Source organism: Bacillus sp. 22483 (assembly GCF_052044605.1).
In the GTDB taxonomy this organism is placed as follows: Bacteria; Bacillota; Bacilli; order Bacillales; family Bacillaceae; genus Bacillus; species Bacillus altitudinis.
The window spans coordinates 116,918-141,671 of the sequence record NZ_JBQENU010000008.1 but is presented as its reverse complement, the minus strand read 5'-3'; the positions used below and the strand labels follow the sequence as shown (position 1 = coordinate 141,671).

The 24,754-nt window shown below is 42.1% G+C and carries 24 protein-coding genes; 4 read left to right on the top strand and 20 right to left on the bottom strand.

The window, feature by feature from the left end:
- Positions 1 to 141: 141 nt before the first annotated feature.
- The gene (locus ACTJJQ_RS13485; RefSeq protein ID WP_440600278.1) at positions 142 to 1,269 is read left to right on the top strand and encodes a M20 peptidase aminoacylase family protein; all 1,128 of its coding nucleotides are present in this window, start codon (positions 142 to 144) and stop codon (positions 1,267 to 1,269) included.
- Positions 1,270 to 1,316: 47 nt separating this feature from the next.
- Here the strand turns inward: ACTJJQ_RS13485 and ACTJJQ_RS13480 are convergent, their stop codons facing one another.
- The 15 genes from ACTJJQ_RS13480 to ACTJJQ_RS13410 form a co-directional block, all read right to left on the bottom strand.
- The gene (locus ACTJJQ_RS13480; RefSeq protein ID WP_242731499.1) at positions 1,317 to 2,039 is read right to left on the bottom strand and encodes an SDR family NAD(P)-dependent oxidoreductase; all 723 of its coding nucleotides are present in this window, start codon (positions 2,037 to 2,039) and stop codon (positions 1,317 to 1,319) included.
- An 85-nt stretch (positions 2,040 to 2,124) separates the two neighbouring features.
- Entirely contained in the window at positions 2,125 to 2,931 is an 807-nt protein-coding gene (locus tag ACTJJQ_RS13475) for an alpha/beta fold hydrolase (RefSeq protein WP_440600289.1), read from the bottom strand.
- 108 nt (positions 2,932 to 3,039) lie between these two features.
- Positions 3,040 to 3,921, bottom strand: a complete 882-nt coding sequence (locus ACTJJQ_RS13470; RefSeq protein ID WP_008342122.1) for a glycine betaine ABC transporter substrate-binding protein — start codon at positions 3,919 to 3,921, stop codon at positions 3,040 to 3,042.
- Positions 3,921 to 4,766, bottom strand: a complete 846-nt coding sequence (opuAB, locus tag ACTJJQ_RS13465; protein WP_024718999.1) for a glycine/proline betaine ABC transporter permease subunit OpuAB — start codon at positions 4,764 to 4,766, stop codon at positions 3,921 to 3,923. Before opuAB ends, ACTJJQ_RS13470 begins: the two co-directional genes overlap by 1 nt.
- A gap of 10 nt (positions 4,767 to 4,776) precedes the next feature.
- Positions 4,777 to 6,042 (bottom strand): glycine/proline betaine ABC transporter ATP-binding protein OpuAA, encoded by a 1,266-nt coding sequence (opuAA, locus tag ACTJJQ_RS13460; protein WP_343489057.1) that lies wholly within the window; start codon positions 6,040 to 6,042, stop codon positions 4,777 to 4,779.
- Positions 6,043 to 6,443: 401 nt separating this feature from the next.
- On the bottom strand, positions 6,444 to 7,538 hold the full coding sequence (locus tag ACTJJQ_RS13455) for a toxic anion resistance protein (RefSeq protein WP_025206695.1): 1,095 nt from the start codon (positions 7,536 to 7,538) through the stop codon (positions 6,444 to 6,446).
- Positions 7,539 to 7,552: 14 nt separating this feature from the next.
- The gene (locus ACTJJQ_RS13450; protein WP_050826904.1) at positions 7,553 to 9,169 is read right to left on the bottom strand and encodes a YceG family protein; all 1,617 of its coding nucleotides are present in this window, start codon (positions 9,167 to 9,169) and stop codon (positions 7,553 to 7,555) included.
- A 70-nt stretch (positions 9,170 to 9,239) separates the two neighbouring features.
- Positions 9,240 to 10,055 (bottom strand): HAD family hydrolase, encoded by an 816-nt coding sequence (locus tag ACTJJQ_RS13445; RefSeq protein WP_440600277.1) that lies wholly within the window; start codon positions 10,053 to 10,055, stop codon positions 9,240 to 9,242.
- Positions 10,052 to 11,161, bottom strand: a complete 1,110-nt coding sequence (locus tag ACTJJQ_RS13440) for a cysteine protease StiP family protein (protein ID WP_007498339.1) — start codon at positions 11,159 to 11,161, stop codon at positions 10,052 to 10,054. Before ACTJJQ_RS13440 ends, ACTJJQ_RS13445 begins: the two co-directional genes overlap by 4 nt.
- Positions 11,154 to 12,485: a phosphoribosyltransferase family protein gene (locus ACTJJQ_RS13435; RefSeq protein WP_440600288.1), complete on the bottom strand. Its 1,332-nt coding sequence runs from the start codon at positions 12,483 to 12,485 to the stop codon at positions 11,154 to 11,156. Before ACTJJQ_RS13435 ends, ACTJJQ_RS13440 begins: the two co-directional genes overlap by 8 nt.
- Positions 12,469 to 13,662 carry an HpcH/HpaI aldolase/citrate lyase family protein gene (locus ACTJJQ_RS13430; RefSeq protein ID WP_417901070.1) on the bottom strand — a complete coding sequence of 398 codons (1,194 nt, stop codon included), beginning with the start codon at positions 13,660 to 13,662 and terminating at the stop codon, positions 12,469 to 12,471. The genes ACTJJQ_RS13435 and ACTJJQ_RS13430 overlap by 17 nt, the downstream gene beginning before the upstream one ends.
- A gap of 82 nt (positions 13,663 to 13,744) precedes the next feature.
- The gene (locus tag ACTJJQ_RS13425; RefSeq protein WP_008342130.1) at positions 13,745 to 14,524 is read right to left on the bottom strand and encodes a TerC family protein; all 780 of its coding nucleotides are present in this window, start codon (positions 14,522 to 14,524) and stop codon (positions 13,745 to 13,747) included.
- A 140-nt stretch (positions 14,525 to 14,664) separates the two neighbouring features.
- A complete protein-coding gene (locus ACTJJQ_RS13420) occupies positions 14,665 to 15,243 on the bottom strand; it encodes a TerD family protein (protein ID WP_007498343.1) in 579 nt (192 codons plus the stop codon).
- Between the two features lie 41 nt (positions 15,244 to 15,284).
- The gene (locus ACTJJQ_RS13415) at positions 15,285 to 15,866 is read right to left on the bottom strand and encodes a TerD family protein (protein WP_008342133.1); all 582 of its coding nucleotides are present in this window, start codon (positions 15,864 to 15,866) and stop codon (positions 15,285 to 15,287) included.
- 20 nt (positions 15,867 to 15,886) lie between these two features.
- Entirely contained in the window at positions 15,887 to 16,489 is a 603-nt protein-coding gene (locus ACTJJQ_RS13410) for a TerD family protein (protein ID WP_017358594.1), read from the bottom strand.
- 417 nt (positions 16,490 to 16,906) lie between these two features.
- Between ACTJJQ_RS13410 and ACTJJQ_RS13405 the strand changes: the two genes are divergently transcribed.
- Positions 16,907 to 17,899, top strand: a complete 993-nt coding sequence (locus ACTJJQ_RS13405; RefSeq protein ID WP_242731487.1) for an LLM class flavin-dependent oxidoreductase — start codon at positions 16,907 to 16,909, stop codon at positions 17,897 to 17,899.
- Between the two features lie 213 nt (positions 17,900 to 18,112).
- Positions 18,113 to 19,153, top strand: a complete 1,041-nt coding sequence (locus ACTJJQ_RS13400; RefSeq protein WP_440600276.1) for an acyltransferase family protein — start codon at positions 18,113 to 18,115, stop codon at positions 19,151 to 19,153.
- A 19-nt stretch (positions 19,154 to 19,172) separates the two neighbouring features.
- Here the strand turns inward: ACTJJQ_RS13400 and ACTJJQ_RS13395 are convergent, their stop codons facing one another.
- Positions 19,173 to 19,952, bottom strand: a complete 780-nt coding sequence (locus ACTJJQ_RS13395) for a glucose 1-dehydrogenase (protein WP_008342137.1) — start codon at positions 19,950 to 19,952, stop codon at positions 19,173 to 19,175.
- A gap of 112 nt (positions 19,953 to 20,064) precedes the next feature.
- Positions 20,065 to 20,493, bottom strand: coding sequence for a cell wall hydrolase (locus ACTJJQ_RS13390; protein WP_008342138.1), 429 nt, complete (start codon positions 20,491 to 20,493; stop codon positions 20,065 to 20,067).
- A 539-nt stretch (positions 20,494 to 21,032) separates the two neighbouring features.
- Here ACTJJQ_RS13390 and ACTJJQ_RS13385 point away from each other — a divergent pair.
- Entirely contained in the window at positions 21,033 to 22,094 is a 1,062-nt protein-coding gene (locus ACTJJQ_RS13385; protein ID WP_024719008.1) for a DUF4352 domain-containing protein, read from the top strand.
- Positions 22,095 to 22,399: 305 nt separating this feature from the next.
- Here ACTJJQ_RS13385 and ACTJJQ_RS13380 read toward each other — a convergent pair whose 3' ends face one another.
- The 3 genes from ACTJJQ_RS13380 to ACTJJQ_RS13370 all read right to left on the bottom strand — a co-directional run bounded on the left by ACTJJQ_RS13380 (position 22,400) and on the right by ACTJJQ_RS13370 (position 24,639).
- Positions 22,400 to 22,618 carry a hypothetical protein gene (locus ACTJJQ_RS13380; RefSeq protein ID WP_017358599.1) on the bottom strand — a complete coding sequence of 73 codons (219 nt, stop codon included), beginning with the start codon at positions 22,616 to 22,618 and terminating at the stop codon, positions 22,400 to 22,402.
- Positions 22,619 to 22,717: 99 nt separating this feature from the next.
- A complete protein-coding gene (locus tag ACTJJQ_RS13375; RefSeq protein ID WP_017358600.1) occupies positions 22,718 to 23,899 on the bottom strand; it encodes an ABC transporter permease in 1,182 nt (393 codons plus the stop codon).
- Positions 23,899 to 24,639: an ATP-binding cassette domain-containing protein gene (locus ACTJJQ_RS13370; RefSeq protein ID WP_041508193.1), complete on the bottom strand. Its 741-nt coding sequence runs from the start codon at positions 24,637 to 24,639 to the stop codon at positions 23,899 to 23,901. The genes ACTJJQ_RS13375 and ACTJJQ_RS13370 overlap by 1 nt, the downstream gene beginning before the upstream one ends.
- Positions 24,640 to 24,754 lie beyond the last annotated feature (115 nt).

The window sequence follows — 24,754 nt, the reverse complement described above, 5'->3', positions numbered from 1 at the left end:
CTTTGTCCCGATCGGAATTTCACTTAATTTTCTGAATAATCAAATGATGTGTTATATTATAAACACTGATGATATTTAAGATCAATATTATTTCACTAAAAGAATGTTTTGGCAGATTATCTGTCAGCAAGGAGGCTTCTCATGACAACTTTGACAAACGAGATGAAACAAACCGTGACAGACATCTTTGAACATCTGCACGCCCATCCAGAAATCAGCTGGGAAGAGACAAATACGACGGCTTATATTGAAGATCTATTAAAGAAAGCAGGCTGTAAAACGAGAACATTTGAAGACTGTACAGGGGTGATCGGTGAAATTGGGGAAGGCGCACCAGTAGTCGCTGTGAGAGCCGATATTGACGCATTGTGGCAGGAAGTAGATGGCGTATTTCAAGCCAACCATTCATGCGGACACGATGCTCATATGACGATGGCACTTGGGACATTCATGGCATTGAAAGAAAAAGAACTTCCAAGTGGCACGATCCGATTCATTTTTCAGCCTGCCGAAGAAAGAGGCGGCGGCGCTTTAAAGATGATCGAAAAAGGTGTGTTAGCTGGCGTCGATTATTTATACGGGGTACATGTGCGCCCAATTCAAGAAACCTTAAACGGACGCTGCGCTCCTGCCATTTTGCACGGATCAAGTAATCATTACGTCGGGACCATTCTAGGGGAGGAAGCTCACGGTGCACGCCCGCATCTTGGGGTCAACGTCATTGAAGTTGCATCTACGCTTGTGCAGAGACTGGCACATATCCATGTCGATCCACGAGTCGCCCATTCTGTGAAAATGACCAATTTAAATGCAGGCGGCGGCAGCTCCAACATCATACCTGGCAAGGCCTCTTTTACACTCGACGTTCGGGCACAGACAAATGAAGTGATGGATGAATTAGAAAAGGAAATTGAAAGAGCATGCCATTCTGTAGCGGATGCTTTTGGCGCCTCTATCACACTTTCAACTGATCATCGTCTTCCAGCTGCGACATTAAATGAAGAAGCTGTGGAGATCATGTCACATGCCATAGAGCAAGTGCTAGGCAAAGAACAGCTCGATCCACCGATCGTGACGACAGGCGGAGAGGACTTTCATTTTTATGCAGCAAAGGTTCCGCATATTAAATCGACGATGCTCGGTTTAGGCTGTGATTTAAAACCAGGGCTACACCACCCTTATATGACATTTGACCGCTCTGCCATTTTTACCGGTATTGAGATTTTGACGGAAGCTGTATACGAAACACTTCAACAGCATTCATCGTAAAATAAAAAAACCACCCGTCTTTTCTGAAGCGGGTGGTCTCCTTTATTTTACGCATTCACATCTGTCATTGCCGGTACATTGATTTCTTTCACACAGGACACCCTTGATAGATGGATGACACATCTTGCCAGCTCGACAATATCTTGTACAGGTATTCTCGTTTCATCATACAGAGCAATGGCTTTTTCAGCGCCATCTTCGTACGGAACTTCTGCCGCCAACTCTCCTGGATTGATACAGGTAACGGATATTTTATCTTTCCTTACGTGCTCTCTTAGTGCGTTCACAATACCACGAAGCCCAAATTTAGAAGCAACAAAAGAAACCTGAGGCAAATTCGTATGGTCAAGTCCCGCAGTAGAACCAATGACGATGATCTTTCCATTCTCAGATGTCCTTACGTGCGGAAGCAGAGCTTGGATGTAGGCAATCGTTGAGGTAACGTTCACATTGATTAAATGAGCGATATCCTCCGGTTGATCATGATCGAAAGAATAATCATCTTCAAAGCCGCGTTTCTCCCATAAACCGACGTTATAAATGAGTACATCAATTGTCTGATCCTTCAATGCTTCGAGCATAAAAGGGATATGGGTTTGGCTTGATAAATCGATCTTCAGCCAGATTCTACGCACTCCGTCATCTATATTCAAACTGCTTGGTTCACTTCGTGACACAATCCATACTGTATCTCCACTTGAAGGAAGACCTTTTACAAAGGCATCCCCTAATCCTTGACTCGCACCAAATATGATATAGTTTTTACTCATGCTTCCTCCTTCATGGCTCACTTACGAGCTTCCATCCATACACCAACTCATCTGTAAGCGTTTTATACCTATATCATACAGTGTCTTATACATGCCTGCCCCTTTTATGCTCATCTTCACTTTCTAAATGGCCTAGCTTCCTTATTTCCTTTAATTCCGCTGGTAACGCACGCTCTTCTATAAAGCTTTTGATCATGTCGACAAAAAGTTCTTTCTTTTCAAAAGTAAACGTATGTCCAATGTCAGGAACGATGACCCCCGCTGCATTCGGGTGTGCATTCGTGATTTTTTCTGCTGACCTAGTCATAATGCCCTTTTCCTTTTCTCCCACTGTCACAAGAATCCGTGCCTTCGCTTGTTGAAATGTGTCTGGGAGCTTGTAATGAAGATTTTCTTGAAACATCGTAAGCAACGTCTTCTTCTGCAATTGTTTGGAATCCGCTGCATAATGATCCAATACATCGTTTGGAAGTCCCATCTTCTCTGCTTGCAGCTGGATGAACCAATCTTTCTTTAATAACGGATATGTAAGAGGTAAAATGGGCCTTACCATCAAATAGAGCCATGGTAATGGCAACACAAGGGCGCTATTGATGATGGCGATGTCTGCGATGTCTGGCTCTCTCGATAACACATCAACGGCTACCTGTGCACCTAGAGAGAAGCCAATTAGAATGACTGTACGACCATGTGCATGCTCCTTTATCCATGAAATGATTTCAAGAGCACTTCCTCGCATGGAAAACGACGTTTCATTTGCTCTTGTCCCGTGTCCGATAAAATCAGGGGTATAGCATTCATACGTTTCCTTGAATATTTCCATATGCTCCTGCCACATCCAGCTGCTTACGCCTCCACCGTGCAGGAAAATCATCATTGGTTTTTCCACCATCGACAACTCATCCACCATCCTTATATATAAGAAAAAGCAGTCGCTTTTTGAGCAGACTGCTTTTTCCATATGCTCCCTTCTATTATAAGGGAACTGTTATACAATTGGCTATTTTTTCAAATCTTCGATCGAGTTGACGTTTTTCATATAAGTCGGAACAACGAGACCCATGCGAAGACCCTTCATACTTGTACCGAGATCATCATATTTTCCTTTAAACTTCGCTGCATACGTTTTATGCGTATTTGGAAGCCATGCAGATAATGATGCATCAGCACTTCCGGTTGCAATTGCTGTCCACATTGGGCCCGCTTCAACCTGAGTCAAGGTCACTTTAAAGCCAAGTTCACGCAATACCTCTGCGGCCACATTGGTACTTGCAATCTCACTATCCCACGCAACGTAGGCAAGATTGATTTTGTCACCGTTTGACTTTTTCACGCCTTTTGTCCATTTCGCTACTTGATCTTTATGCTTTTTCACATATTTAACAGCAGCATCCTTTGGTTTGACGCCATCCTGAATATCAAGCATCACTTCACCCATGTCATCTTGAGACCATTTAAACTGACTGAGCATTTTGGCTGCTTCCGGCTGATCCTTCGCAAATCCTTTACGAGAAATGGTGTGAATTTCTTCTTCATCACCATATGATTTTTTCGGATCATCCAAATATTTCAAATCGTAGCGGGAAAACATCCAGTGAGGATTCCAGCCAGTGATGATAATCGGTTTTTTACGGTCATACGATTTCTTCAATGTCGCTGTCATCGCTGCACTTGAGGCAGATACAACCGTCCAATCCTCTAAACCGTAATCCTTTTTCGCTTGATCGGTTAAGGCCATAATACCTGAACCCGGATCAATCCCGATAATCGTTTTATTGACCTGCTGTGCTGCACTTGCATTTGAATCTGATTGTGCACCACAAGCCGCTAGTAAAAAGACGAGCAGGGCGGTCATCCCAATGTAGAGAGACTTTTTCCACATTAAGCATTCCCCCTGGTTTTTTTCGTTTTAATGTTTTGTGTAATACGATCCAGTGTAATCGCTACGATAACAATGGCAATACCAGCTTCAAAACCAATCCCTGTTTTCAGCTGCGTTACTGCACTATATACTTCCGAACCAAGTCCTGGTGCACCAACCATTGCCGCAATGACGACCATGGATAGAGCAAGCATGATACTTTGGTTAATCCCAGCTAAGATGGTTTTTGTAGCAAGTGGAAGCTGAACTTTGAACAAACGCTGGAATGTCGTTGAACCAAAAGCTTCTGTTGCTTCAATTAAATCAGATGGTACTTGTTTAATCCCGAGAATGGTCATACGAATCGTTGGCGGCATAGAGAAAATAACCGATGCCACAACGCCAGGTACTACTCCGATGTTAAAGAAGAAGATCGCTGGTAAAAGGTAAACGAATGCAGGCATTGTCTGCATTAAGTCTAAAATAGGTGTGACAATTTTACGCACTGTTTCCTTCTGTGATGCCCAAATACCGATCGGAACCCCGATCACGATAGAAATGACCACAGCTGTCAGAACGAGCGCAAGTGTTTGCAGCATTGGCTGCCAGTAGCCTAAATAGTCGATCAGTAAGAATCCAATAAGTGTGAAAAGAGCAACTCCTCTTGTACTGATCCACCAAGCAATGCCGGCAAAGATAAGCGTTAAAATAATGGATGGAATGACGCCAAGTGCAGCTACAATACCATTTACTGTTCCAGCTAATCCATTTGTGATGCCATCAAAGAAACCACCAAAGGTTAATGTTAACCAGTCAACAAATTGATCGATATAATCCGCGAACGGAATTCTAGGTAAATCACTCATACTAAACATCTTATTCTACCTCCTGTGCAGAAGGCTCTTGTGCTTTAATTTCCTCTAGCTTGTTAGAAGACATGTTGATATATTCATCATTACCTGATAATGCACCAATCAATGCACCTCTGACCACAATACCCTTCATTCTGTTTTTCTCATCTACAACGGCAATTGGAATGTTCGCATCAGACACCGCGTCAAAGATCTCTGTTAAATACGTTGATTCCAATACTGTCGTAAATTCTTTATCAAGAACAGTTTCTAGCGACGCACCCGTTTCTGCCGCTTTTTTCGCTGCTTGTGCAGAAATAACACCTAATAAATGCTTTTTCTTATCTACTGCATAGATAGACGAAATACCAAGGTTCTTCATGAGTGTGAGCGCAACACGTGCCCCTTTATCAATCTGAACTGTTTCTGCACGTTTCATAATATGACCAGCGGTTAATACTTTAGAAAGGTCTACATCTTCAACGAAACGTTCAACATACTCGTTCGATGGGTTCATCAGAATTTCTTCTGGTGTTCCGATTTGAACGATATTCCCGTCTTTCATGAGGACAATGCGGTCGCCAATACGAAGCGCTTCATCTAAATCATGCGTGATGAAAATAATTGTTTTTCCTACAGACGTATGAAGCTCAAGCAATTCATCCTGCATGTCTTTACGAATTAATGGATCTAGTGCGCTGAATGCTTCATCCATTAACAAAATATCAGGGTCATTAGCTAGTGCACGTGCCAATCCAACACGCTGCTGCATACCGCCACTTAATTGATTTGGGTACTGCTCTTCAAAACCTTCAAGTCCAACAAGCTTTAAAGATTCAAGCGCTTTAGAGCGGCGCTGTTCTTTTTCTACACCTTGCAATTCAAGCCCGTATTCTGTATTCTCCAGAATGGTACGATGCGGGAACAATGCGAAGTTTTGGAAGACCATGCTGATCTTTTTCCGTCTGACTTCACGCAATTGATCCTTTGACATATTTGTTATCATATCCCCATCAATATAAATTTCGCCGGAGGTTGGTTCGATTAACCTATTTAGCAGCCGCACAAGTGTGGACTTTCCGCTCCCTGATAGCCCCATGATGACAAATATCTCGCCGTCATACACATCAAAATTTGCTCGATTGACACCAACTGTTGCGCCGGTCTCTTTTAGGATGTCTCTCTTTGTCTTCCCTTTTTCAAGCATTTGAGATGCTTTTTTAGCATTTTTACCGAAAATTTTAGATACATTATTTATCTTGATTTTGATCTTTCTCTCTTCAGAATTCATTTTTTCCCTCCAAATTAGCATCTTTATAACCGTAACATAAGCGTTATGATGCGAACAATCTTTAGAATTCGCTTATTTCCGTACAATATGTATGAATTCCATATAGAGGTCTGGTGATTACAGTTTATACGCCGTATTACTCGTAAATCCTATAGAATGCTTCATAAACTACATATTTTACGGGGTATTTTCTCTCACCAGACAATATTTTACTGGAAATTCCTTATTGTGCTAAAAAATAAGTCGAATCCTTGTGATAGCGGACTTTTTCTTTCATGGGTGAACCATGCCCCTGAACAGGATTTACCCGAAAAAGGTCACATAAAAACCTTTTTCCTCAAATTTTAATCAAATTCATGAAAAAAACTGCCTGCAACTTTCGTTACAGACAGCCTGTTTTTTTAGGACTCTAGGGCAGCTTTCTTAATATTATCTTGAAGCTCAAGCATACGTTTTGTTCCGTCCTCACGTAATCGTTTGTTTTCTTCTTCAATCTGCTTCGTCTCTTTCATCCCTTGTACAATCGTATTAAAGGATGATTCGATCGTTTCAATGTCGATGCTTGGACGACCTGATAATTTAGCAATCTCAACACTTTGACTTGAGATATTTTCAGCATTTCGTTTCAGCATTTCATTCGTTCTTCTGTCCAGTTCACTCATGGAATCAGCCACAAGCTTTTGTCTCTTCACTGTCACCGCTTGAATAATTCCATTTTTGAAAATTGGAATCGTAATGATGAAGGCAGAGTTAATTTTCCCGATTAATTTCGTATTACCACGCTGTAGCAAACGGATTTGCGGTGCCGTTTGAAGTGCCACCATCCGTGCCATATCAAGATCATATACACGCTCTTCAAGCGCTTGAATCCCATTACGAAGCGTATCCAACTCCATTTGTGCCAGCTGGTTTCCCCCCGCCGCTTTTTCTTCATAAGAAGGAACCAATTGTTTTAATTCTTCGATCTTCATTTGCCCTGCGACGACATACTTTTCAAGCTCCATATAGTATTGAATGTTATGCTCATACATTTCTTCAAGCGTAACCGTCGATTTGGTCATTTCATCTTTGTATTTACTGATTTCCACATTGATTTTTTCAATTTCTGCACCGAGCGTTTGATATTTGCTGAAAATCTTTTCGATCATGCTGCCGCCGCGTTTAAAGATTTTTGATAACAAACCACCCTTAGGCTCGTCAAAATCATTTTTATCAAAACGATCCATAATTTTTCCAAGCTGTGTAAGCATCGTTCCTGAGTCTGTGACACTTGTTGAACGCATCATAGAGAGAATACGGTCAGAAAACTTAGAGATTTCGACAGCCGGCTGTTTTCCGTATTCAAGCAGTTCAAGCTGATTTTTGGCATCAATCTGTCTCGCAATGTTTTGGACTTCTGGTTCATTGCGCAGCTGAACGCGAATATCGTCTGCCTTTTCAATCGTGATTTCCTCTTTATCAATTGAAATGATGTCATTTCCGTTTGTATTTGTCATAAGCTTTGATCTCCTTATCGGTTTTTAATGGATTGAAATAACTTTCTCACAATGGACGGCTCTTTAAACTCTTGGTTCATGACCATTTCATCAAGCCAATGTGTATCAAATAATTGATCGTCTATATACCGCTCTATACACTGATAGCCGGCGGGATGATAGACGAAGAGATCCACACCCATTTCATTTAGGAAAATCAGGGCAGCCGCATCAGAACGAGTCAGCTCACCATTATATTCCGTATGGTATAAAATCACTTTCGGCACAGTCTGGGCATAATCAAAGGTTTGAATGAGTTCAATTACATCTTGGTTCATATGCAAAAGCTGCTTGAATAAATAAATACGCACATCTAATTCGGTCTCATGGCCTTCTTTTAACAGCTTCGGATGCTGACATATGCGAGAAATGGCCTCTGCGATCGCACGTTGCGTGCCCTCATATAAATGCGAGAACTGCCACACATTGCTTTTCATTACCAAATCAGGGTCAACCTCTCCTGCTTTAGAGAGTGCATGCTGATAATGAAATTGATAATTCGAAGACACTTCTTGTGTGAAAGGGAAATGACGGATCGTTTTCGTTTCTTTCCCCTCCATTAGCGTATGAATACGGTCCCAATATTCTCGCTTGTCTCTCGTCACCCCCATCATCTTCGCAAAAAGATTCGGAATCTGTATGGTGTCACGGTCTGCTTTGAAATTCGGGCGGATAAACGACCGTTCCTTTGCAATTAAAAACAGCTCATCATACGTTGTCTTTAGCGTAATGGAATGAGGAGTATGATCTCTGAATTGCCATGGCTTATACAGCATGGAATCTTCTGTGTGAAGTACCTCTTCAAGCTCTCTTGTCGAACGGTACGCCACCGTTGATTTCCTCTCAGGCTTTTCAGTAGGGAACGGTTCAAGCTTTGACGTCCCTGGATACTGATCAATAAAAGTCAGCTTTTCTTCTGGATCTAATTCACGAAATTGATCCTTGCCTTCTGGATGAAACAGCACCACATCACAGCCAATCAGCATGACATAGTAAAGAAAATAAAGCTGACTTTTATTCGCCTCTCCATACCAAATGACAGCTGGCATTTTTTCTTCCATATTGCCTTCCTTCAGCCATGGTCCTAGATGATTATTTGAAAACTTCACCACATCTAGCAGCACACGGCGGAAATCAGGATGCTGGAATCCCCCTTCATGCAGCTGCTTGAAATGTTCAAACACCTGGATTAACGAAAGGCGGATATGCCGGTTCATCACTGGGTTTGGATGACGGACAATGAGCTGTTCACCATCTAAGAAAGCCACAAATCGATTCACGGACAATCCCTTTTCTTCCTGATTGATCATATGAATCCGCTGGAGCGCTTGAAAGTGCTCCGGCTCAATATGCCGGTTGAGGGTTTCACTTAAAATATGCATGCCGTCAGTTTCGTATAATTCATGTAAATAAATAAAATAATCGGTTGCATCATGCGGAGTTCCAAGGACGCGGGCAGCGAGACGCGGCAAGGATAAGGTGTGCTCGTCCTTGACGTAGCCGTCTCGTTCAGGGAGCGGCTTTTTCAGCAGGTTTTTCCAGGCTTCCTGTTTCGCCCGTGTCTGGGTTACGTTGATTTCTTTATAACTCACGCCGCTCCTTCCTTTCTCCTATATTTTCTAGAAAGCTACTACTATCATATCATTCAGCCTTCTACTTCTGCTATCGAATCGAAGGCTTTTTTGCTGTGTTCATCTTCTTTGCGACAGAAGCGGCGATTTCGTCTGCCGCCGCCATGCCAGAGGCTGTCGTCGGTTCAAACGATAGCTCAGCATCTAAGACTTCCCCATGACTCGGAGCGAAGCCTTTATCTGCTTGACGTATGAGATCAGCATCTAACAAGGAGTCGCCCGCTCCATAAACATATTCAAGGTGTAGCCTTTCTTTTAGAAAAGCAACAGCAGCCCACTTATTGAGCGGCTTTGGAATAAAATACAGCTTTCGGCCTTGAAGGGAAACTTGCCAGCCTCTCTCCTCACCCCACAGCCTTAATTCAGCAAGCGGAATATGAGAAAGAAACTCGTCTTTCACAATTAAATAAAGAAATCTTCCCTCAGCTGTTCGAGTACGTTTAACCCAAGCGGCAACCGGAAGTTCAGAGATCGCCCGCAGCATATCTCTCACCGGCATACACTCTTGCAGTCTCTCATCTACAATCGCCTGCCACTCCTCAAGCGGCTTACCGTGATGAAGGATACAGCCGCCGTTTGTTGTGACGGCATACTCTGGTTTGATCTCTTGCTGAAAGAGAGTGATTCGTTCAAATTGTGCTGTCGTTCTTGTCGTCACTGGGATAAACCAGCCTGCTTGATGAATTGCCTGCAAGGAGGCTTTCGTTTCAATCGACATATAGGAAAGCGGCCGGTCGTCCAGTACCTCAATTAATTCGTATGCTCCCTTGTATGCATACTGCTCCAGCATTCGATATGAGTATATCAGTGTCCGGTCTAAATCACTGGCAAATGCCATGTTCTTCATGACGATTGCTCCAACGGGCGGATGAGCCCACAGCATGTGTAGGACATGTTGGCATATTCAATCACGGGCACGCCTCTGTCCTCTGCGAGTAGTAAAATGTGCTTGAGCTTTTCCCGAGATCCTGGCTGAATGAGTATTTTCCAAGGAACTCTTCTGAGCAGCACACGGGTCGTCTCACCGACGCCCGGCTTAATCAAATGCGTATTGTCAATTTGGAACTCCTGACCAATTGCTTCAATGGAGGTCATCCCCCGCCAGTCAGGAGGCGTTCCTTGTGCGAGCAGGGTCTCTGCTTTCTCTTGTACATTTGCATTAAGTTCAGAAAATGCTTCTTCAATTGTATTAACGTACAGATTAGAGACATCCTCATCAATGAGCTCTTCATAATACTTGGCCCCATGGAAATCATCGGCATGGATCCAGCGGTTGTTTAGCACCGTTCGACTAACTAGGCCAGATACCGTTGAATTCAAGCAGGCACTTGGAATGAGGAAATCCTCTCTCGTTCCGTAAACACTCGTACAATAACCAGGATCAGCAAGCACAGCCAGCTCACTCGAAAGACGAATTCCATATTTCTGTTCAAAATCAAGCACCGCTTGTTGAAGCTCTTTGGAAATAGCACCCTTTCCGGTCCAACCGTCAATAAAGGCAATCTCAAAACCTGGATGTTCTTTGAGTATATAATGCAGCGCATTTTCATCTATTCCACGGTCACGAATAATAGAGATGCTATAATGCGGCAAATCGAGACCATACGTCTTTCTGATATACCGTTTAATGAGCACCCCGATTGGTGTCCCAGCCCGTGCCAAGCTGCAAAGAACGGTTTGAAAGCCTCGCTTTTTCACAATTTGTTCTGCGACAACCGCTACGGCTTCCGCTACCTTTTGCTTACTTTCTTCAAGAGATTGATAGAATAAGTCCATATAAGATGCCGTCGGCTTATATTCAATTGGCAGCATTTCTGAGTAATGGGCACCGCTTTGAATAGAGCGCTCCCGCTCTTCTGTACTTTTCTCCATCTCAATCGATGATAAATCCTTGAGTAAGAAGGTTACGTCCTGCTCTGGATAGCTTCCCATCTTTGTATACACGTTAGCCATTCACCTTCACCTCATCTGATAAAGTCACAATATGCACATGCTTCACATGCCGCTCAGCAAATAAGTGGATCAGCGGCATCAAAGCTTCTTGAGACACCTTTTTCTCAAAAAACAAAAAGACATCATCGTACTGATCTTTAGGGATATTGTACACGTAGTGCTGAATGCGGGCATCCTCTGGACTCAAAAATACGAATCCGTTTTGAACAGCGTACCCTTCCTTTTCAACCGGATGAATCGGACTTCTTGTCGTCGAATGAAAAAGGACACCTTCGCCCATATGAGCTGCAAGCCTCATCGGCACATACATCAATTCTCCTGTCCCTAAGCAAAGGGTCTGTTTCCCTTTTCGCTCTTGCTGGAGCTTCAGCCCAGCCTTAGCAGCTGCTTGATCAATGGCGACCGTATCCACTGCGCTTAAACCGAAACGACCTGTTTCATGTATATACGGCGAATGCCCCGCCGGATTGACTGCATGGGAAAGTGAATATGGCACTTGCTTAAAGAAGGATTGAAGAGAATGAAAAGAGAGTTCAGGTCTCTTCTCTTGCGCAGCAATCTCATATGAATAAGTAGGCTCATCCAGTGTTGTCCCCCGAAACATCATCTGCCCTTTTAATAAAGATAATGATGTGATATTTACCCCCAGCTCCTCTTGAAGCTGAAGCATCGCTTCCTCGTGCTCCTCTGTTCTCCAATCTAAAATGGATAGAATCGTATAAGAGGATCTAGGGTGCTTTGCGTGCAGATCCCGAATGATATTCATATTTGTCCGGCCTGTCGTGACCTCATCATCTACTAGCACAATCGGACGATCCGTACGAAGTAAGGCGCCGTCTGCATAGCAAAGCTGATCCGTGGCATGAGAATGTTCTTCTTCAAATACGAGTGAAGGATCAAGATCCAACAGCTGTTCACGTGTCGTATGAATGTAAGAGGCTCCTTCTATGACGTCATACACACCATGACCAAGCGCTGTTGCCGTTTCAGCAAAGCCGATTACTATCGGCTCGTTACTTACCGGCAGCTTCTCTTGTTTGAGCGCTGCATAGGCTTCGATTAACTTAGCATGATCATCCGTTTTTAGAGCATCTACTACACAGTCTTGGTGCGGGGGCGTCTTGCCTGTTTGTTCTTTTGCATAAGCCATTGCCAAAAGACCTGAGACGAGGAGTGGTTTCAACGGGTGAACAGGCATATGTTTCCCGAGCACCTTACTAACAAATAAAAAGGCTCTCTTTTTGTTCACCCGTGCCGCCATGTCAAAAAGATGTTCTTTTTCAAGCTGAAGCGTACCTTCTTTGAGGTTAAGCTCCACCTCCATATGTTCCAAGATGTTCAGCGTATGCGGCTTCTGCTTCTGTGAGTATGTCGATATAGCTTCTATTTTCATGAAACACCCCGTAAATGTCTGACTTCATTAAAATGTTTTCCGCCCAGCGATAGTGCGGCTTCGTTTCGTTCATTTTATTAGAAAAGGTACTCTTCATCACGCCGACTGTACCATCTGCATGCTCTAAAATACTTAATGCATCCATGTACTCTTCCTTTGTGACAACGTACATGCTTTGAACTGGCTTGAGATGCGTTGGATGGATGACTGTCTTGCCATGAATACCGTTTACCACATCCAGCTTTGTCTCTTTGAGCAGACCTTGCATATGATCGAGTTCAGATGAGGAAGATTCACCGCTCTTAGAAATTGCACGGATGAATGGATTTTGTTCTTTTCGTGCCGGTCCAAAATGCTCCCATACAGCACCTGATATCACAAATGAACGACCAAAATAATTGATGATATCTGTGATCAACTCAGAAATGACTCTGATCTCATAAATGGTGGTCTCGCGATCACGGCGAATGCCGTATAATCCACACAGATCCGTTGCCCCAATGCGAATATTCAAAATATATTCCTCATCATTCAGCATGATCTGCTTTAACTCAGACAACACCTGATATCTCGTTTCTTTTTCTAATAAATCTGGTGTTTCTAAAATGGGCATTCCGTATAGTGTTTTCTGAGTTTGTGCTGAAGCCTGTTTCAAACTGTCCACATATTCCTTTGCATTGTGAACGGAGCACTTTGGAAACACAAAACCAGTCAGTAAATGAAGAGAGGGGCCGAGCAAATCTGCCATTTTGAGCAGCTGTTTGGGCGAACGAACCCGAATAAATAAAAGCGGCAAATGCTCAGCTATTTCTGGAGAGTGATGAATTGTCTCAGAAAGGCAGGTCAATTGTGCCACTATATTCTGTTCAGCCATGTCCACTTCCTGATCACCAATGGCGTCCTCCAAGCAAAACACAACAGAGCAAAGCGCTTCATATTTCTGCGAAAGCAGCATGTCTGCTACATCCTGTCTAGTCGCAGGCATATACAAAGTAGCACCTAATGCATGCGCAAGTACATGCCTTGGCGTCAATGAATGAACTGCCGCCGGCCGCTTAAAAAAAATATCGTGCTGTCTCGTCTCTGATAAAAAACGAAAATATCGCATGCAGTGCCACCTCCTGTTGTAATGACTTGATGATTCAAAAAAGGATGGAGCCGCTAGTCAACTCCATTCCTTTTTGATCGTCCTATTCTTCTTTTGAAGCCGCAGCTTCGTTTGTTACACCTTGATGCTTCTTCTTATTGATTTTATGAACAATAAACGTTCCGATAAACGCTAGGATAATAATCGCAAAGAATGCGAGATGCGGGATTTCAATATGAGCAGCACTTAAGCCCATTTTGATGGCAATAATTCCAATGAGAATAAATGCCGTATTCTCAAGCTCAGGTATACGGTCGATGAGTACAAGGAATAATTGTGCCACTGTACGCATCATGAGAATTCCAAGCATTCCACCTAAAAGAAGAATCCATACTTCCTCAGATACAGCGAATGCAGCAAGAATACTATCTACCGAGAAGGCAAGGTCCATAATTTCTACAGAAATAACAGTTGCCCAGAAGACGCCAAATACACGAATCATCCAGCCTTCTTTTTTCAATTCCTTCGCTTCGTCATCTCCGTCACCTAACCAGAAGTGCTTAATGACCAGCCAAGCTAAGTATGCAGCGCCTAGAACCTTAATCCACCAAAACTTAATAAGCAGCATCCCTACGCCAATGAATAGAAAACGGAAGAAATAAGCGCCAATTAATCCGTAGGTTAATGCCTTTTTACGCTGCTTTTCAGGTAAATGTTTCACCATTACAGCTAATACAAGTGCGTTATCCGCTGACAACAAACCTTCAAGCACGACAAGGGTCCCAATAAGCCCCCAAGAGACAGGGTCTGTTAATACCTCTGCCCACATATGCCAATCAAAAAACGAGGCATACGTGTCCAACATATGTTTCAAAATGTCCAACTGGTTTTCCTCCTATAAGTGTAGAAGCATCAGCAGGCTTTCGCCTGCTGTTATTCTTGATCGCTGTTTCTTTCTCACTTTGGAAAATACCCTCATATGAGTCATTGGCAGCGCCTCTTGAATGAAGTTGTTTCTTCTCTTTACACTTCTAACCCATAATTTTGACAAAGAGCAGCAAGTCCGCCAGAGAATCCGCTTCCGATTGCGTTAAACTTCCAATCGCTGCCGTGTCTGTATAGTTCGCATACGACGACAGCTGTTTCAATTGAGAAGTCCTCCCCTAAATCAAAACGAATCAATTCTTCCCCGCCCTCTTCATTTACAACACGAACAAATGCATTAGAGACTTGTCCAAAATTCTGGCTGCGTGCCTCTGCATCATGAATCGTCACTGTAATTCCGATACGATCAATGTTAGCAGGAATTTTCGAGAAATCAACGAGAATTTGCTCGTCATCTCCATCTCCTTCACCCGTACGGTTATCACCGGTATGAGTAACACTGCCGCTTGGATGCTGCAGATTATTATAGAACACAAAGTCTGTATCTTGTTGACAACGATTGTTTGCATCTACTAAGAAAGCCGAAGCGTCCAAATCAAATTCGGCTCCGCCTGAATATTTATTCGTATCCCAGCCAAGTCCGATCATCACTTTTGTCAGCCCTGGATTGGTTTTCGTTAAATCGACACGTTGTCCTTTTGAAAGCTGAATCGCCATATTCGTATCTCTCCTATCTTCTGAAAATATGAAAACGGGCGTTACCCGATATCTAAGCCGAAGTCTGTTGCAATGCGGGCAAGTCCGCCTTGATAGCCTGATCCAACAGCTGAGAATTTCCACTCTCCGCCATGACGGTATAATTCACCTACAATAATCGCTGTTTCAATTGAAAAGTCTTCTGCCAAATCATAGCGAATGAGCTCTTCATTTGATGCCGCATTTAAAATACGGACGTAAGCGTTAGACACCTGTCCAAAGTTTTGGCTGCGTGCTTCTGCATCATGGATTGTAATGACGAAGGAGATTTTCTCAATACTTGCTGGTACAGTTGAAAGATCAACATTGACCTGCTCGTCATCTCCGTCTCCTTCACCTGTACGGTTATCGCCTGTATGTACGATACTTCCGCCACCGCCAGTTGTTTGATTGTAGAAGACAAAGTCAGATGGAGAGTTTGCTTTCCCTGCTGCATCTAAAAGGAATACGCTTGCGTCTAGATCAAAGTCATGTCCGCCATCATACTTGTTTACATCCCAGCCAAGACCTACGACTACTTTTGTTAAACCTGGATTCGTTTTTGTTAAATCAATTTTTTGACCTTTCGCTAAAGAAATTCCCACTAGGAACCTCTCCCTTCTAATTAAATGTAGTTTCTCGTAATATCGGCAAGCTTCGCATCGTTTGTACCATTTCCTACAGCTGCAAACTTCCACTCATTCTCGTGGCGATAGAGCTCTCCAACGATTAATGATGTTTTACCTGCATATTCATCTTTCAAATTATATTTCACTAATTCTTGATTGTTTGAACGGTCAACAATTCGGATGTAAGCATTTTGAATCATACCAAAGTGTTGGTTTCTTCTAAGTGCATCATAAATGTTCACAACGAACACCAATTTATTCACATTGCCTGGTACCTTGCTTAAGTTGACGAGGACTTGTTCATCATCTCCGTCTCCTTCACCTGTCAGGTTGTCACCTGTATGCTCAACACTGCCGCATTTGCTTTTCAAGTTACCAAAGTAAATCAAATCTTTATTTTCAACAAACTTATCATTTTTCAGCATCAGCACTGAAGCGTCACAATCAATATCAGCACCGCCGCCTCCGCCAAACAGCTTTCCAAGAAAACCGCCGCCTTGTGACACAGGGTCCCAGCCAAGTCCAACTAGAATATTGGTTAGTCCTGCTTTTCCTTTTGTTAAATCAATACGTTGACCTTTTTCTAATGTAATCGCCAAATCAATCACTCCTCCAGCATAATAAAAATCTATTTATTAAGCGATGGACCCTATTAAAATCATCATACATGAAAATTCGACAAAATTCATGAAATGACATTGGAGCCTCTTACTCTTTTTTCTATTTACTAGTATATACGATCTATGTATAAAAGAGGTTTCAATATGATGATATTTTTTTAAAGAAAGATCCATGACAAAAATGATTCATGTCGTAAAAGAAGTGTTTCATGTGAAACATTGTCGAATGTTCCCGTTACACAGCCTCTCGCTTAAAAACAGGGCGCGCATCCACTTCATATGTTGATATAGAAAATTCACATACATAGCTGTGATAAACCCTTTCATTTCCTTCCGTTCATGACTTTCTTTATACTTATGGATAGAATTCAACGTATTGATGAAAGGGTGTTGATGATGCCATCACTTCATATATTAGATCAAGTCGCCATCCCTAAAGGCCAGTCCGCACAAGAAACATTGGTTCATACGACAGAGCTGGCCAAGCTTGCGGAAACACTGGGGTATGAGCGGTATTGGTTTGCTGAACACCACAGCACGAGAGGACTCGCGAGTACAGCGCCTGAAATATTAATGGCACATATTGCTTCACATACATCGACTTTGCGCACAGGCTCCGGAGGTATTTTACTCCCGCAGTACAGCCCTTTTAAAGTAGCAGAAGTCACCCGCCAGCTTGAAGCCCTTTACCCTGGGCGGATTGAGATCGGGGTTGGTAAATCCCCAGGCGGAATTGAACGGACGAGACTCGCTTTGACAGACGGCGTGAAGAAAGAACTGTCTCAATTTGACCGCCAGCTGGAGGACCTTCTTTTTTACTTATCTGACAGCCTGCCTTCTGGTCATCGGCATGCAGGAGTGAAAGCGGCTCCGCTCGTTGATTCTTATCCGCCAGTCTGGCTGCTTGGACTCGGGGAAAACAGTGCCATCCAGGCGGCATCACTTGGAATCAACTATATTTTCGGACATTTTATTCATCCTGCACGAGGCAGGCAAGCTTTTGAAGCGTATCGGTCACACTTTTCTCCATCCGTTTTCTCACGTCAGCCTCAGTCTATGTTTGCTGTCTTTGTGATCTGTGCAGACACAGACGAGGAAGCAAGCCGCATTGCCACCAGTACAGACTTATGGCTACTTCGGGTTGAAAAAGGGCTGGACAGTCGCGTTCCTTCTATAGAAGAAGCAGAGAACTATCATTACACTGAGCAAGAAAAGAAAAAAGTGTTACAAAACCGCCAGCGAATGATTGTTGGCTCAAAGCAAACAGTGAAAGAACAGCTGCAAATCTTAATGGACCGCTATCAAACGGACGAGATCATGATATTAAACAATTCATTTAATCCAATGGAAAAACAGCGTTCCTTTGAACGAATCGCAGAACTATTTTGAAGCCAATCTTTCATTGGCTTCTTTTTTTACATTGTTATAAAAAATGGGAAATGTAACATCGAGATGTCAAAAAGCTTCCTTCTGTCATCTGATCGCAAATGTGTCTTCTAATCGTTAGCGAACTGTAAACGCATGGTAGGTGTACCTTTTATATAGTAGAGGTACATATGAAGTAACGGTTTACAATGCTGAGAAGGAAGGAGATGACTGGCCTTGAATAAGCGACTCGACTGGGTGGATGCGGCTAAAGGAATCGGCATTCTGCTCGTCGTAATGGCACATGTACCCATTCCTGATTCATTCAAGCAATTTATATATTCTTTTCATATGCCACTCTTCTTTTTACTATCAGGTATGATGTTTCGATCATCCTCACAATCTGCTATGTCATTTATACAGAAAAAAGCGAAAAGCTTGCTCTTACCTTATCTCTATTTCTCCATTATTACGTACGTTTTCTGGTTCACGGTGACCCGATTTTTCGCCTTTAAGGGGCAAACAGATATTGATCCCTTCGTTCCATTTACGGGAATTTTCATTTCAAATGCCGATGAAGCAAGACTGACGCATAACCCAGCCATCTGGTTTTTAACGACGCTCTTTTTAGTGGAAATGTTGTTTTTCTTGATGCATCGTCTGACAAAAGGAAAACCAGCTGTATTGATTTTACTGACCGTCCTTTGCGGCGGAGCCGGATATGCTTCCACGCTATTGTTAAACCAGAGTCTCCCTTGGAACGCCAACGTTGCGTTAACGGCTGTTGTGTTTTATTCAATTGGATTTTTAGCAAAACAATGGTTTGTGGAATTAAAAACAGATCCTACCCTTCTGTTATGTACAGGTCTGCTTGTACTGACTGCATATATGCAAAGCTTTAATTCACGAATTGATATGCGGGTGAATGACTATGGGGATCTATTCATTTTTTATGCTTGTGCACTGCTCGGTTCATCTGCTGTCATTTATTTAAGCTTCAAATTGAAAACGTCCACGATATTGACGTATCTCGGACGTCATTCCATTGTGATTCTCGTCCTGCAATTTGCCGGTATCGATATCATGAAGGCATTTGTTTATTATGGGCTAGGCATCAATATCTCTGATACAGCGCAGCTTTCTTGGACGCTCTTTTATACGATCGGTACATTGCTGCTCATGGTGCCATGTATCTCTTTCTTGAGCAAGTATCCTATGCTGCTCGGCAAACCAGCAAAGTCAGCACACCGCTACAAAGAAAAAACATCCGCCGGCTAACGGGGCGGATGTTTTTCTATTATTCATTTAATTGAGATGGATAAAGTGTCATTCCTCCATCAACAAATAATGTAGTACCTGTAATATAGGCAGCTTCTTTCGATACGAGAAATGCAGCGGCAGACCCAATCTCTTTCGGATCGCCAAACGTTCTCATTGGAATTTTCTCAAGCTGCTTTTGTTTTTTCTGTTCATCTTGAAGATCGTCATTTGATTCCGTTGCCATTGTACCTGGTGCAATCGCATTGACCCGAATACCCGCTTCGGCATAATCAAGAGCCAGCGTCTTCGTCATCATATTCATTCCTCCTTTAGAAGTAGAGTAATGAACATTAAACGGACGCGGGATCTCTTGATGGACACTGGATATATTCAAGATTGATCCTTTCACATCATGTTCCATCATATAGGCAATCGCTGCCTTTGCTCCTAAAAATGAGCCTGTGATATTCACATCAATGACCTTTTGCCATTGTTCCAACGTCATTTCATGCGGCATTGCTTCTTCACCATTAAATCCCGAATTATTGACGAACACGTCTAGTGCGTTAAAATTCTCCAGCGCGGCATCCATTAACGCCTGAATTCCTTCCTCTTTGGAGACATCTGCGTGTACTTTCACCGCCCTACCTCCATGCTGCTGGATGGCTTGTACTGTTTCTTCAGCACCCTCTTCATCACCTTTATAATTCACAACCACGTTCATTTGTTCTTGTCCAAATCTCAAGGCGATGGCTTGTCCTATGCCTTTAGAAGAACCTGTCACAATGGCTGTTTTCCCTTTTAAGTCTTGATACATTCTCATTTCCTCCAATCACGTGCTTCATCTTGTTGATACACAATGGTTACCCATTTTGAAAAAAAGAAAAACACAATCCTCTTGAATACAAAGGATTGTGCTGTTCATTAAGCTAAAAGGTGTTATAAACATTCTCACATGTTTCAGCTGTGGGCTGGTAAAAGCAATGTGACTTATACCTTGCCACAAACGGCTGATTGTACCAAGTGGATGGACAATTTCCAGGCGGTTTGAAATACCAAAGGCTGAATTTCGCAGGCCAAAATCGTTCACCATTAATGTTCCTCCGTGCAAGTGTCTTTTCACTTTCTCGTGCTCGCTGATAAAAATAGCCATGCGTGACTGCCTCAAACGCATGCTCCTGATAAATCATTTGTGGAATCGTACGCAGCCCTTTAAAGTCAGAACAGTTGGCACGCAAACGATTGATGCCTACATTTCCTACAAGCAGCATCCCTTGTTTCCCTTCACCTTCCGCTTCGGCTCTCAGCAGTCTGGCCATTAAATCAATATCAGAGCTTGTCGCTCTTACCACTGCCATACATCCACCTCCCATTCATTTCTCTTTTATTTTATGTAGGGTTTCTGTGTAGATGACTGCCATTTTGAAGGGAAAAGACACATTCCGTGTCGAGAGCCTGTCTAAATACCTCAACATTTCGCTGGACAAGTGTCTCTATGTCAACAACACACAAACCTAGTGATCATACACATCACAGGAAAAAATATTCATTACTAACGACTCATTTACAAGTCATAAAAATCCTTCTATTTGCTACATCTTCTTCAAAAACAGTCATTTGAACCTATTCAATAATCCGACTCAAAACCTTAAAATATAAAATGTTGAGTTTTTACAGGAGATTTCAAACAATAAAATACACATTTCTCCTCTCAACATAGTGTCATTTTTACTACTTGAAGTGGATGAACCTTTCGAACGCACTGAGGTATTGACAGTACTTTCGCTTCATTCTACAGTAAAAAACATACAGTATTTTTCTTTTTGTGCAAAAAGAACGATATGAACTAAAGCTTTCCAATGAAATTCACCATAAAACCCGAGGAGGAAAACATCTCATGTTTAAAAAGAAATTATCCCTGTTTCTTCTGATTTTGTGTGTAACTGTTGTCGCTGCTGCTTGTAGTGGTGGAAAAGACAAAACTGCTGCGAAAGAAAGCGATACAAAAAAATCCCTTGATGCAGCTGAAGTAAAAGTAGAAAGTGCTGAGTACACTTTACCACCTCAATACGATACATCTGTTCAGGATGATCAATATGTCCTAAAAGTGAATGTATCTGTAAAAAACATCAGCAAAGAACCATTGAATGTGGATAAAAGCAACTTTACGCTTTACCAAGATGACGCTCAGGTGTCTACCATCTCTCCTGATGACTACAACGAAGTATTATCTTCAAGCTCTCTAAATGCAGGTAAAGTATCAAAAGGCGGTCTTTTCTTTGTGGTTGATAAAGAAAAAGACTATCAATTGGTTTACACAGAGCCTGGTACTGGATCGAAAAAAGATGACAAAACACTAGAATTCGATATTAAAGGAAAAGACTTGATGAAAAAGGCAGATACACTTCAAGCGTCTGCAAAAGCCCTTTCTTCTTATATTGATGTCATGATTTTTGGCAAGAAAAATGACGATTTCGAAAAACTAACAGGTGATAACAAATCAACTGTCGTAAACGAATTTGATAAATCATTCAAACAAGGCTATATTTCTTCTTCTGGTATTTCATCTAGCTCAGCAAAAGACGAAAACCTTGATAAGCTTCTAAAAGCTGTAAAAGAAACATTAGCTGAAAAATCAAAAGTATCAACGAAAACAAAATCAATCAGCGGTGATAAAGCTGTCGTGACTGTGACACTTACACCAATTGATGCAAGCCCGCTTGTCGATCGTTTAAAAGAAAAAGCAACTGAATTCTACAGCAAAAACCGTACAGCATCTTATGATGATGCTCAGAAATATCTACTTTCTATCTATCCAGATGAATTTAAAAAATTAGGACCATCATCTTCTGAAGAAACAGTAGAAGTGAACATGAAGAAAAACGATATCGACCAATGGAAACTTGATTTGAACGACTACAAAACAAGCTCATTGGTTGAAAAGTTCATCAAGAACTAAAGAAAAACCCCCGGTTCCCGGGGGTTTTCTTTAGTCTTTTTTTGATTGAAGTCTATATTTGATTCCGACATACAAACAAGTAAGGAAGAAAATGGTGATCCACACCTACAAGATATTCACCATCAATAATGTGGTGGCTACTACGATCAAAATTGTGAGATCTAATTTTTTTCTAGTTTTTTATGGGTGATAACGAAAATGATTAGTAGAAAAGCGATGAAACAGGTGATTCCATAACTGAAAGCTGCGGGCAATTTTCGCACCTCCTTATTGTAAGGCGTATACTGACAAAAGGATACAACATACTATGAAGATGAATTCCCCTTTTCAGCATCATATCCTTTTATGATGTCAATCGGATCAACTGCATCATCTTCTTGTATGTATTCCTCTACATAAGGAGTGATTAATTTCTCGAACCTTTGCTCATCGTCTACTAAAGCAATATAAGTTTCATCGCCTTCATAGTCAGATTGGAATAAATGTGCAACAGAACCTAAAGCTCTATCAATTGCATTTCTCAATTCTATCAGCCCTTTTTTATCACTCACTTAAACATACAAAACAAAAAACTTGTAGAAAAAATCTACAAGTTCTTCATTTCTATCAATGAAATGTTCTTTCTATTTCGCAAGCATCCATTTCTCTTTCATAAACAAACTTCTCACGATGACAAACAAGATCATCACTGTCAGCGCCGAGGAGCCGAGCGTCAGGGCAATTGACATCGGGTCAACAATGCCAAACATCAATTGCTTGCATAGTGCGTGAATATTAAGGAATGGGATCGCAAAATAATACGTATCTAGCTGCGTAGCGCCTGCTCTCATGGTGAAAAACATCGGAATCACACCTAGTGTAATGATCATGGACATGTACGATTGTGCTTCTTTCACTGAGCTTGAAACGACACTGAGCAGCAGTTCAATCATGGATACCATGAATGAGAAAATAATTAATGCCGCAAACATAACACCGATGATGCTCCACACTTGATCTCCGAAGTTCAGCGCTTGTTTCAGTTTTTCTGTAAAGAGCAATGTAGAGAGCAGCAGCATGCCAATCGCCACAATGCCACTTAATATACCAAACATAGAAACAGCTAGCCATTTTCCAATTAAAAGCTGAAGTCTGCTGGCCGGTGTCAGGAATAAAGCTTCAATTGACTTTCTATCCTTTTCACCTGCTACGATATCAAGCGCAGCTGGCAAAGCACCTGAGATCACAGAGGTCACTAAAATCATTGGAAGAAGAATCGACAGCAGCATGGTGGTCACCCCGTTTTCTCCATCCCCGTCCTCTCCTTCTTGCACATCAACCGATTGCACCTCAAACGGATGAATCACTGACGATTTGATCTGATCCTGTGCCAAACGCTTTTCTACGACTTGATTTTGATATTGTTCAAGCAATGATTGCAGCATTTGAACCGCAATCACGGAATCATCATCTGTTGGATACCCATGGACTTTAATGGCAAACGATGTTTGATGCTGAAGCATATCGCCTGCATCTTTTGGCATTTCTAGATAAGCATTTGCCTCACCGTCTTTAACGGCTTGCTGCGGGTCATCAAATGTTTCAAGTTTCAGGTTTTTCACTTCTTTGATCATATCATTCATATCGGACGGAAGCTTTTCATTGATTGCGACTGTATACGTTTTGTCGCCTGGATCAGCGATCATGCTTTCGTAGAAAAACACGAGTCCGAGCATCGTCAAAAGAGGGATCAACACTGTTAAGAGCAACGTTTTCCTGTCTCTGAGCGAATCTGTCATTTCTTTTAAAAAGACGGTTTTCCACATTATGCATTCCCCCTTGCGAGCTTCGACATAAAGATGTAATTCAAGTCTTCACTTTGTTCCTGTGCATATAATTCTGGAAGCGTTCCTTTGTACACGAGCTCTCCTTGATGAATCATCATGACACTGTCACAAAGCAGGCTGACTTCTTCCATGATGTGGCTTGAAAATAGAATCGTTTTATTTTGCTGTTTCAACTGATGAATAAATTCTCTGAAAATATTACTCGATGTGATATCTAAACCTGTTGTCGGTTCGTCAAACAAAATAATGTCAGGGTCATGAATCAATGTTCTGGCAATCGCCACCTTTTGCTTCATCCCTCTTGAAAATCCTTTTACCTTGCGATCCATGTACTGCCTCATCCCGAATCGCTTTGCTAAATCCTCAATTCTTGCTTTGATTTCATGCTGATCTAAGCCATATAATTTCCCAAAGTATTCAAGGTTTTCACGAGCCGTCAAACGGTCATAAAGTCCCGTCTCACCGCCAAATAAGACCCCAATTCGCTTCTTCACTTCAGTTGCTTCTTTGACTGTATCAAAGCCTGCGACAGTGACTGATCCGTGCGTAGGCTCTAATAATGTGGCAACGGCGCGTAATAATGTGGTTTTCCCCGCTCCATTTTCTCCTAAGATGCCGACGACTTCTCCTTCCTTCACGGAGAATGTCATATGTTTCATCGCCTTTACGACTTTTTTCTTATCTGTAAACCAGCAACTACAATCGCTGAGAGTAATCATTTGGTTCGCCCCTTTCGACTATCTACGTCTATGATAGAAAAAATACAGCCTGTCTGACATAAAAATGTCGCGAAACGTCCTTTTTCTGTCTTGAAATGATCCATTTTAAAAAACA

Excerpts from the sequence above, each read along its gene's own strand:
- ACTJJQ_RS13420 (WP_007498343.1), bottom strand. The coding sequence starts at position 15,243 with ATGGCGATTCAGCTTTCAAAAGGACAACGTGTCGATTTAACGAAAACC.
- ACTJJQ_RS13385 (WP_024719008.1), top strand. The coding sequence starts at position 21,033 with ATGTTTAAAAAGAAATTATCCCTGTTTCTTCTGATTTTGTGTGTAACT.
- ACTJJQ_RS13470 (WP_008342122.1), bottom strand. The coding sequence starts at position 3,921 with ATGTGGAAAAAGTCTCTCTACATTGGGATGACCGCCCTGCTCGTCTTT.
- opuAA (WP_343489057.1), bottom strand. The coding sequence starts at position 6,042 with ATGAATTCTGAAGAGAGAAAGATCAAAATCAAGATAAATAATGTATCT.
- ACTJJQ_RS13405 (WP_242731487.1), top strand. The coding sequence starts at position 16,907 with ATGCCATCACTTCATATATTAGATCAAGTCGCCATCCCTAAAGGCCAG.
- opuAB (WP_024718999.1), bottom strand. The coding sequence starts at position 4,766 with ATGAGTGATTTACCTAGAATTCCGTTCGCGGATTATATCGATCAATTT.
- ACTJJQ_RS13445 (WP_440600277.1), bottom strand. The coding sequence starts at position 10,055 with ATGAAGAACATGGCATTTGCCAGTGATTTAGACCGGACACTGATATAC.
- ACTJJQ_RS13475 (WP_440600289.1), bottom strand. The coding sequence starts at position 2,931 with ATGGTGGAAAAACCAATGATGATTTTCCTGCACGGTGGAGGCGTAAGC.
- ACTJJQ_RS13485 (WP_440600278.1), top strand. The coding sequence starts at position 142 with ATGACAACTTTGACAAACGAGATGAAACAAACCGTGACAGACATCTTT.
- ACTJJQ_RS13440 (WP_007498339.1), bottom strand. The coding sequence starts at position 11,161 with ATGGCTAACGTGTATACAAAGATGGGAAGCTATCCAGAGCAGGACGTA.
- ACTJJQ_RS13455 (WP_025206695.1), bottom strand. The coding sequence starts at position 7,538 with ATGACAAATACAAACGGAAATGACATCATTTCAATTGATAAAGAGGAA.
- ACTJJQ_RS13395 (WP_008342137.1), bottom strand. The coding sequence starts at position 19,952 with ATGTATCAAGACTTAAAAGGGAAAACAGCCATTGTGACAGGTTCTTCT.
- ACTJJQ_RS13435 (WP_440600288.1), bottom strand. The coding sequence starts at position 12,485 with ATGGAGGTGGAGCTTAACCTCAAAGAAGGTACGCTTCAGCTTGAAAAA.
- ACTJJQ_RS13390 (WP_008342138.1), bottom strand. The coding sequence starts at position 20,493 with ATGGCAGTGGTAAGAGCGACAAGCTCTGATATTGATTTAATGGCCAGA.
- ACTJJQ_RS13375 (WP_017358600.1), bottom strand. The coding sequence starts at position 23,899 with ATGTGGAAAACCGTCTTTTTAAAAGAAATGACAGATTCGCTCAGAGAC.
- ACTJJQ_RS13370 (WP_041508193.1), bottom strand. The coding sequence starts at position 24,639 with ATGATTACTCTCAGCGATTGTAGTTGCTGGTTTACAGATAAGAAAAAA.
- ACTJJQ_RS13480 (WP_242731499.1), bottom strand. The coding sequence starts at position 2,039 with ATGAGTAAAAACTATATCATATTTGGTGCGAGTCAAGGATTAGGGGAT.
- ACTJJQ_RS13430 (WP_417901070.1), bottom strand. The coding sequence starts at position 13,662 with ATGCGATATTTTCGTTTTTTATCAGAGACGAGACAGCACGATATTTTT.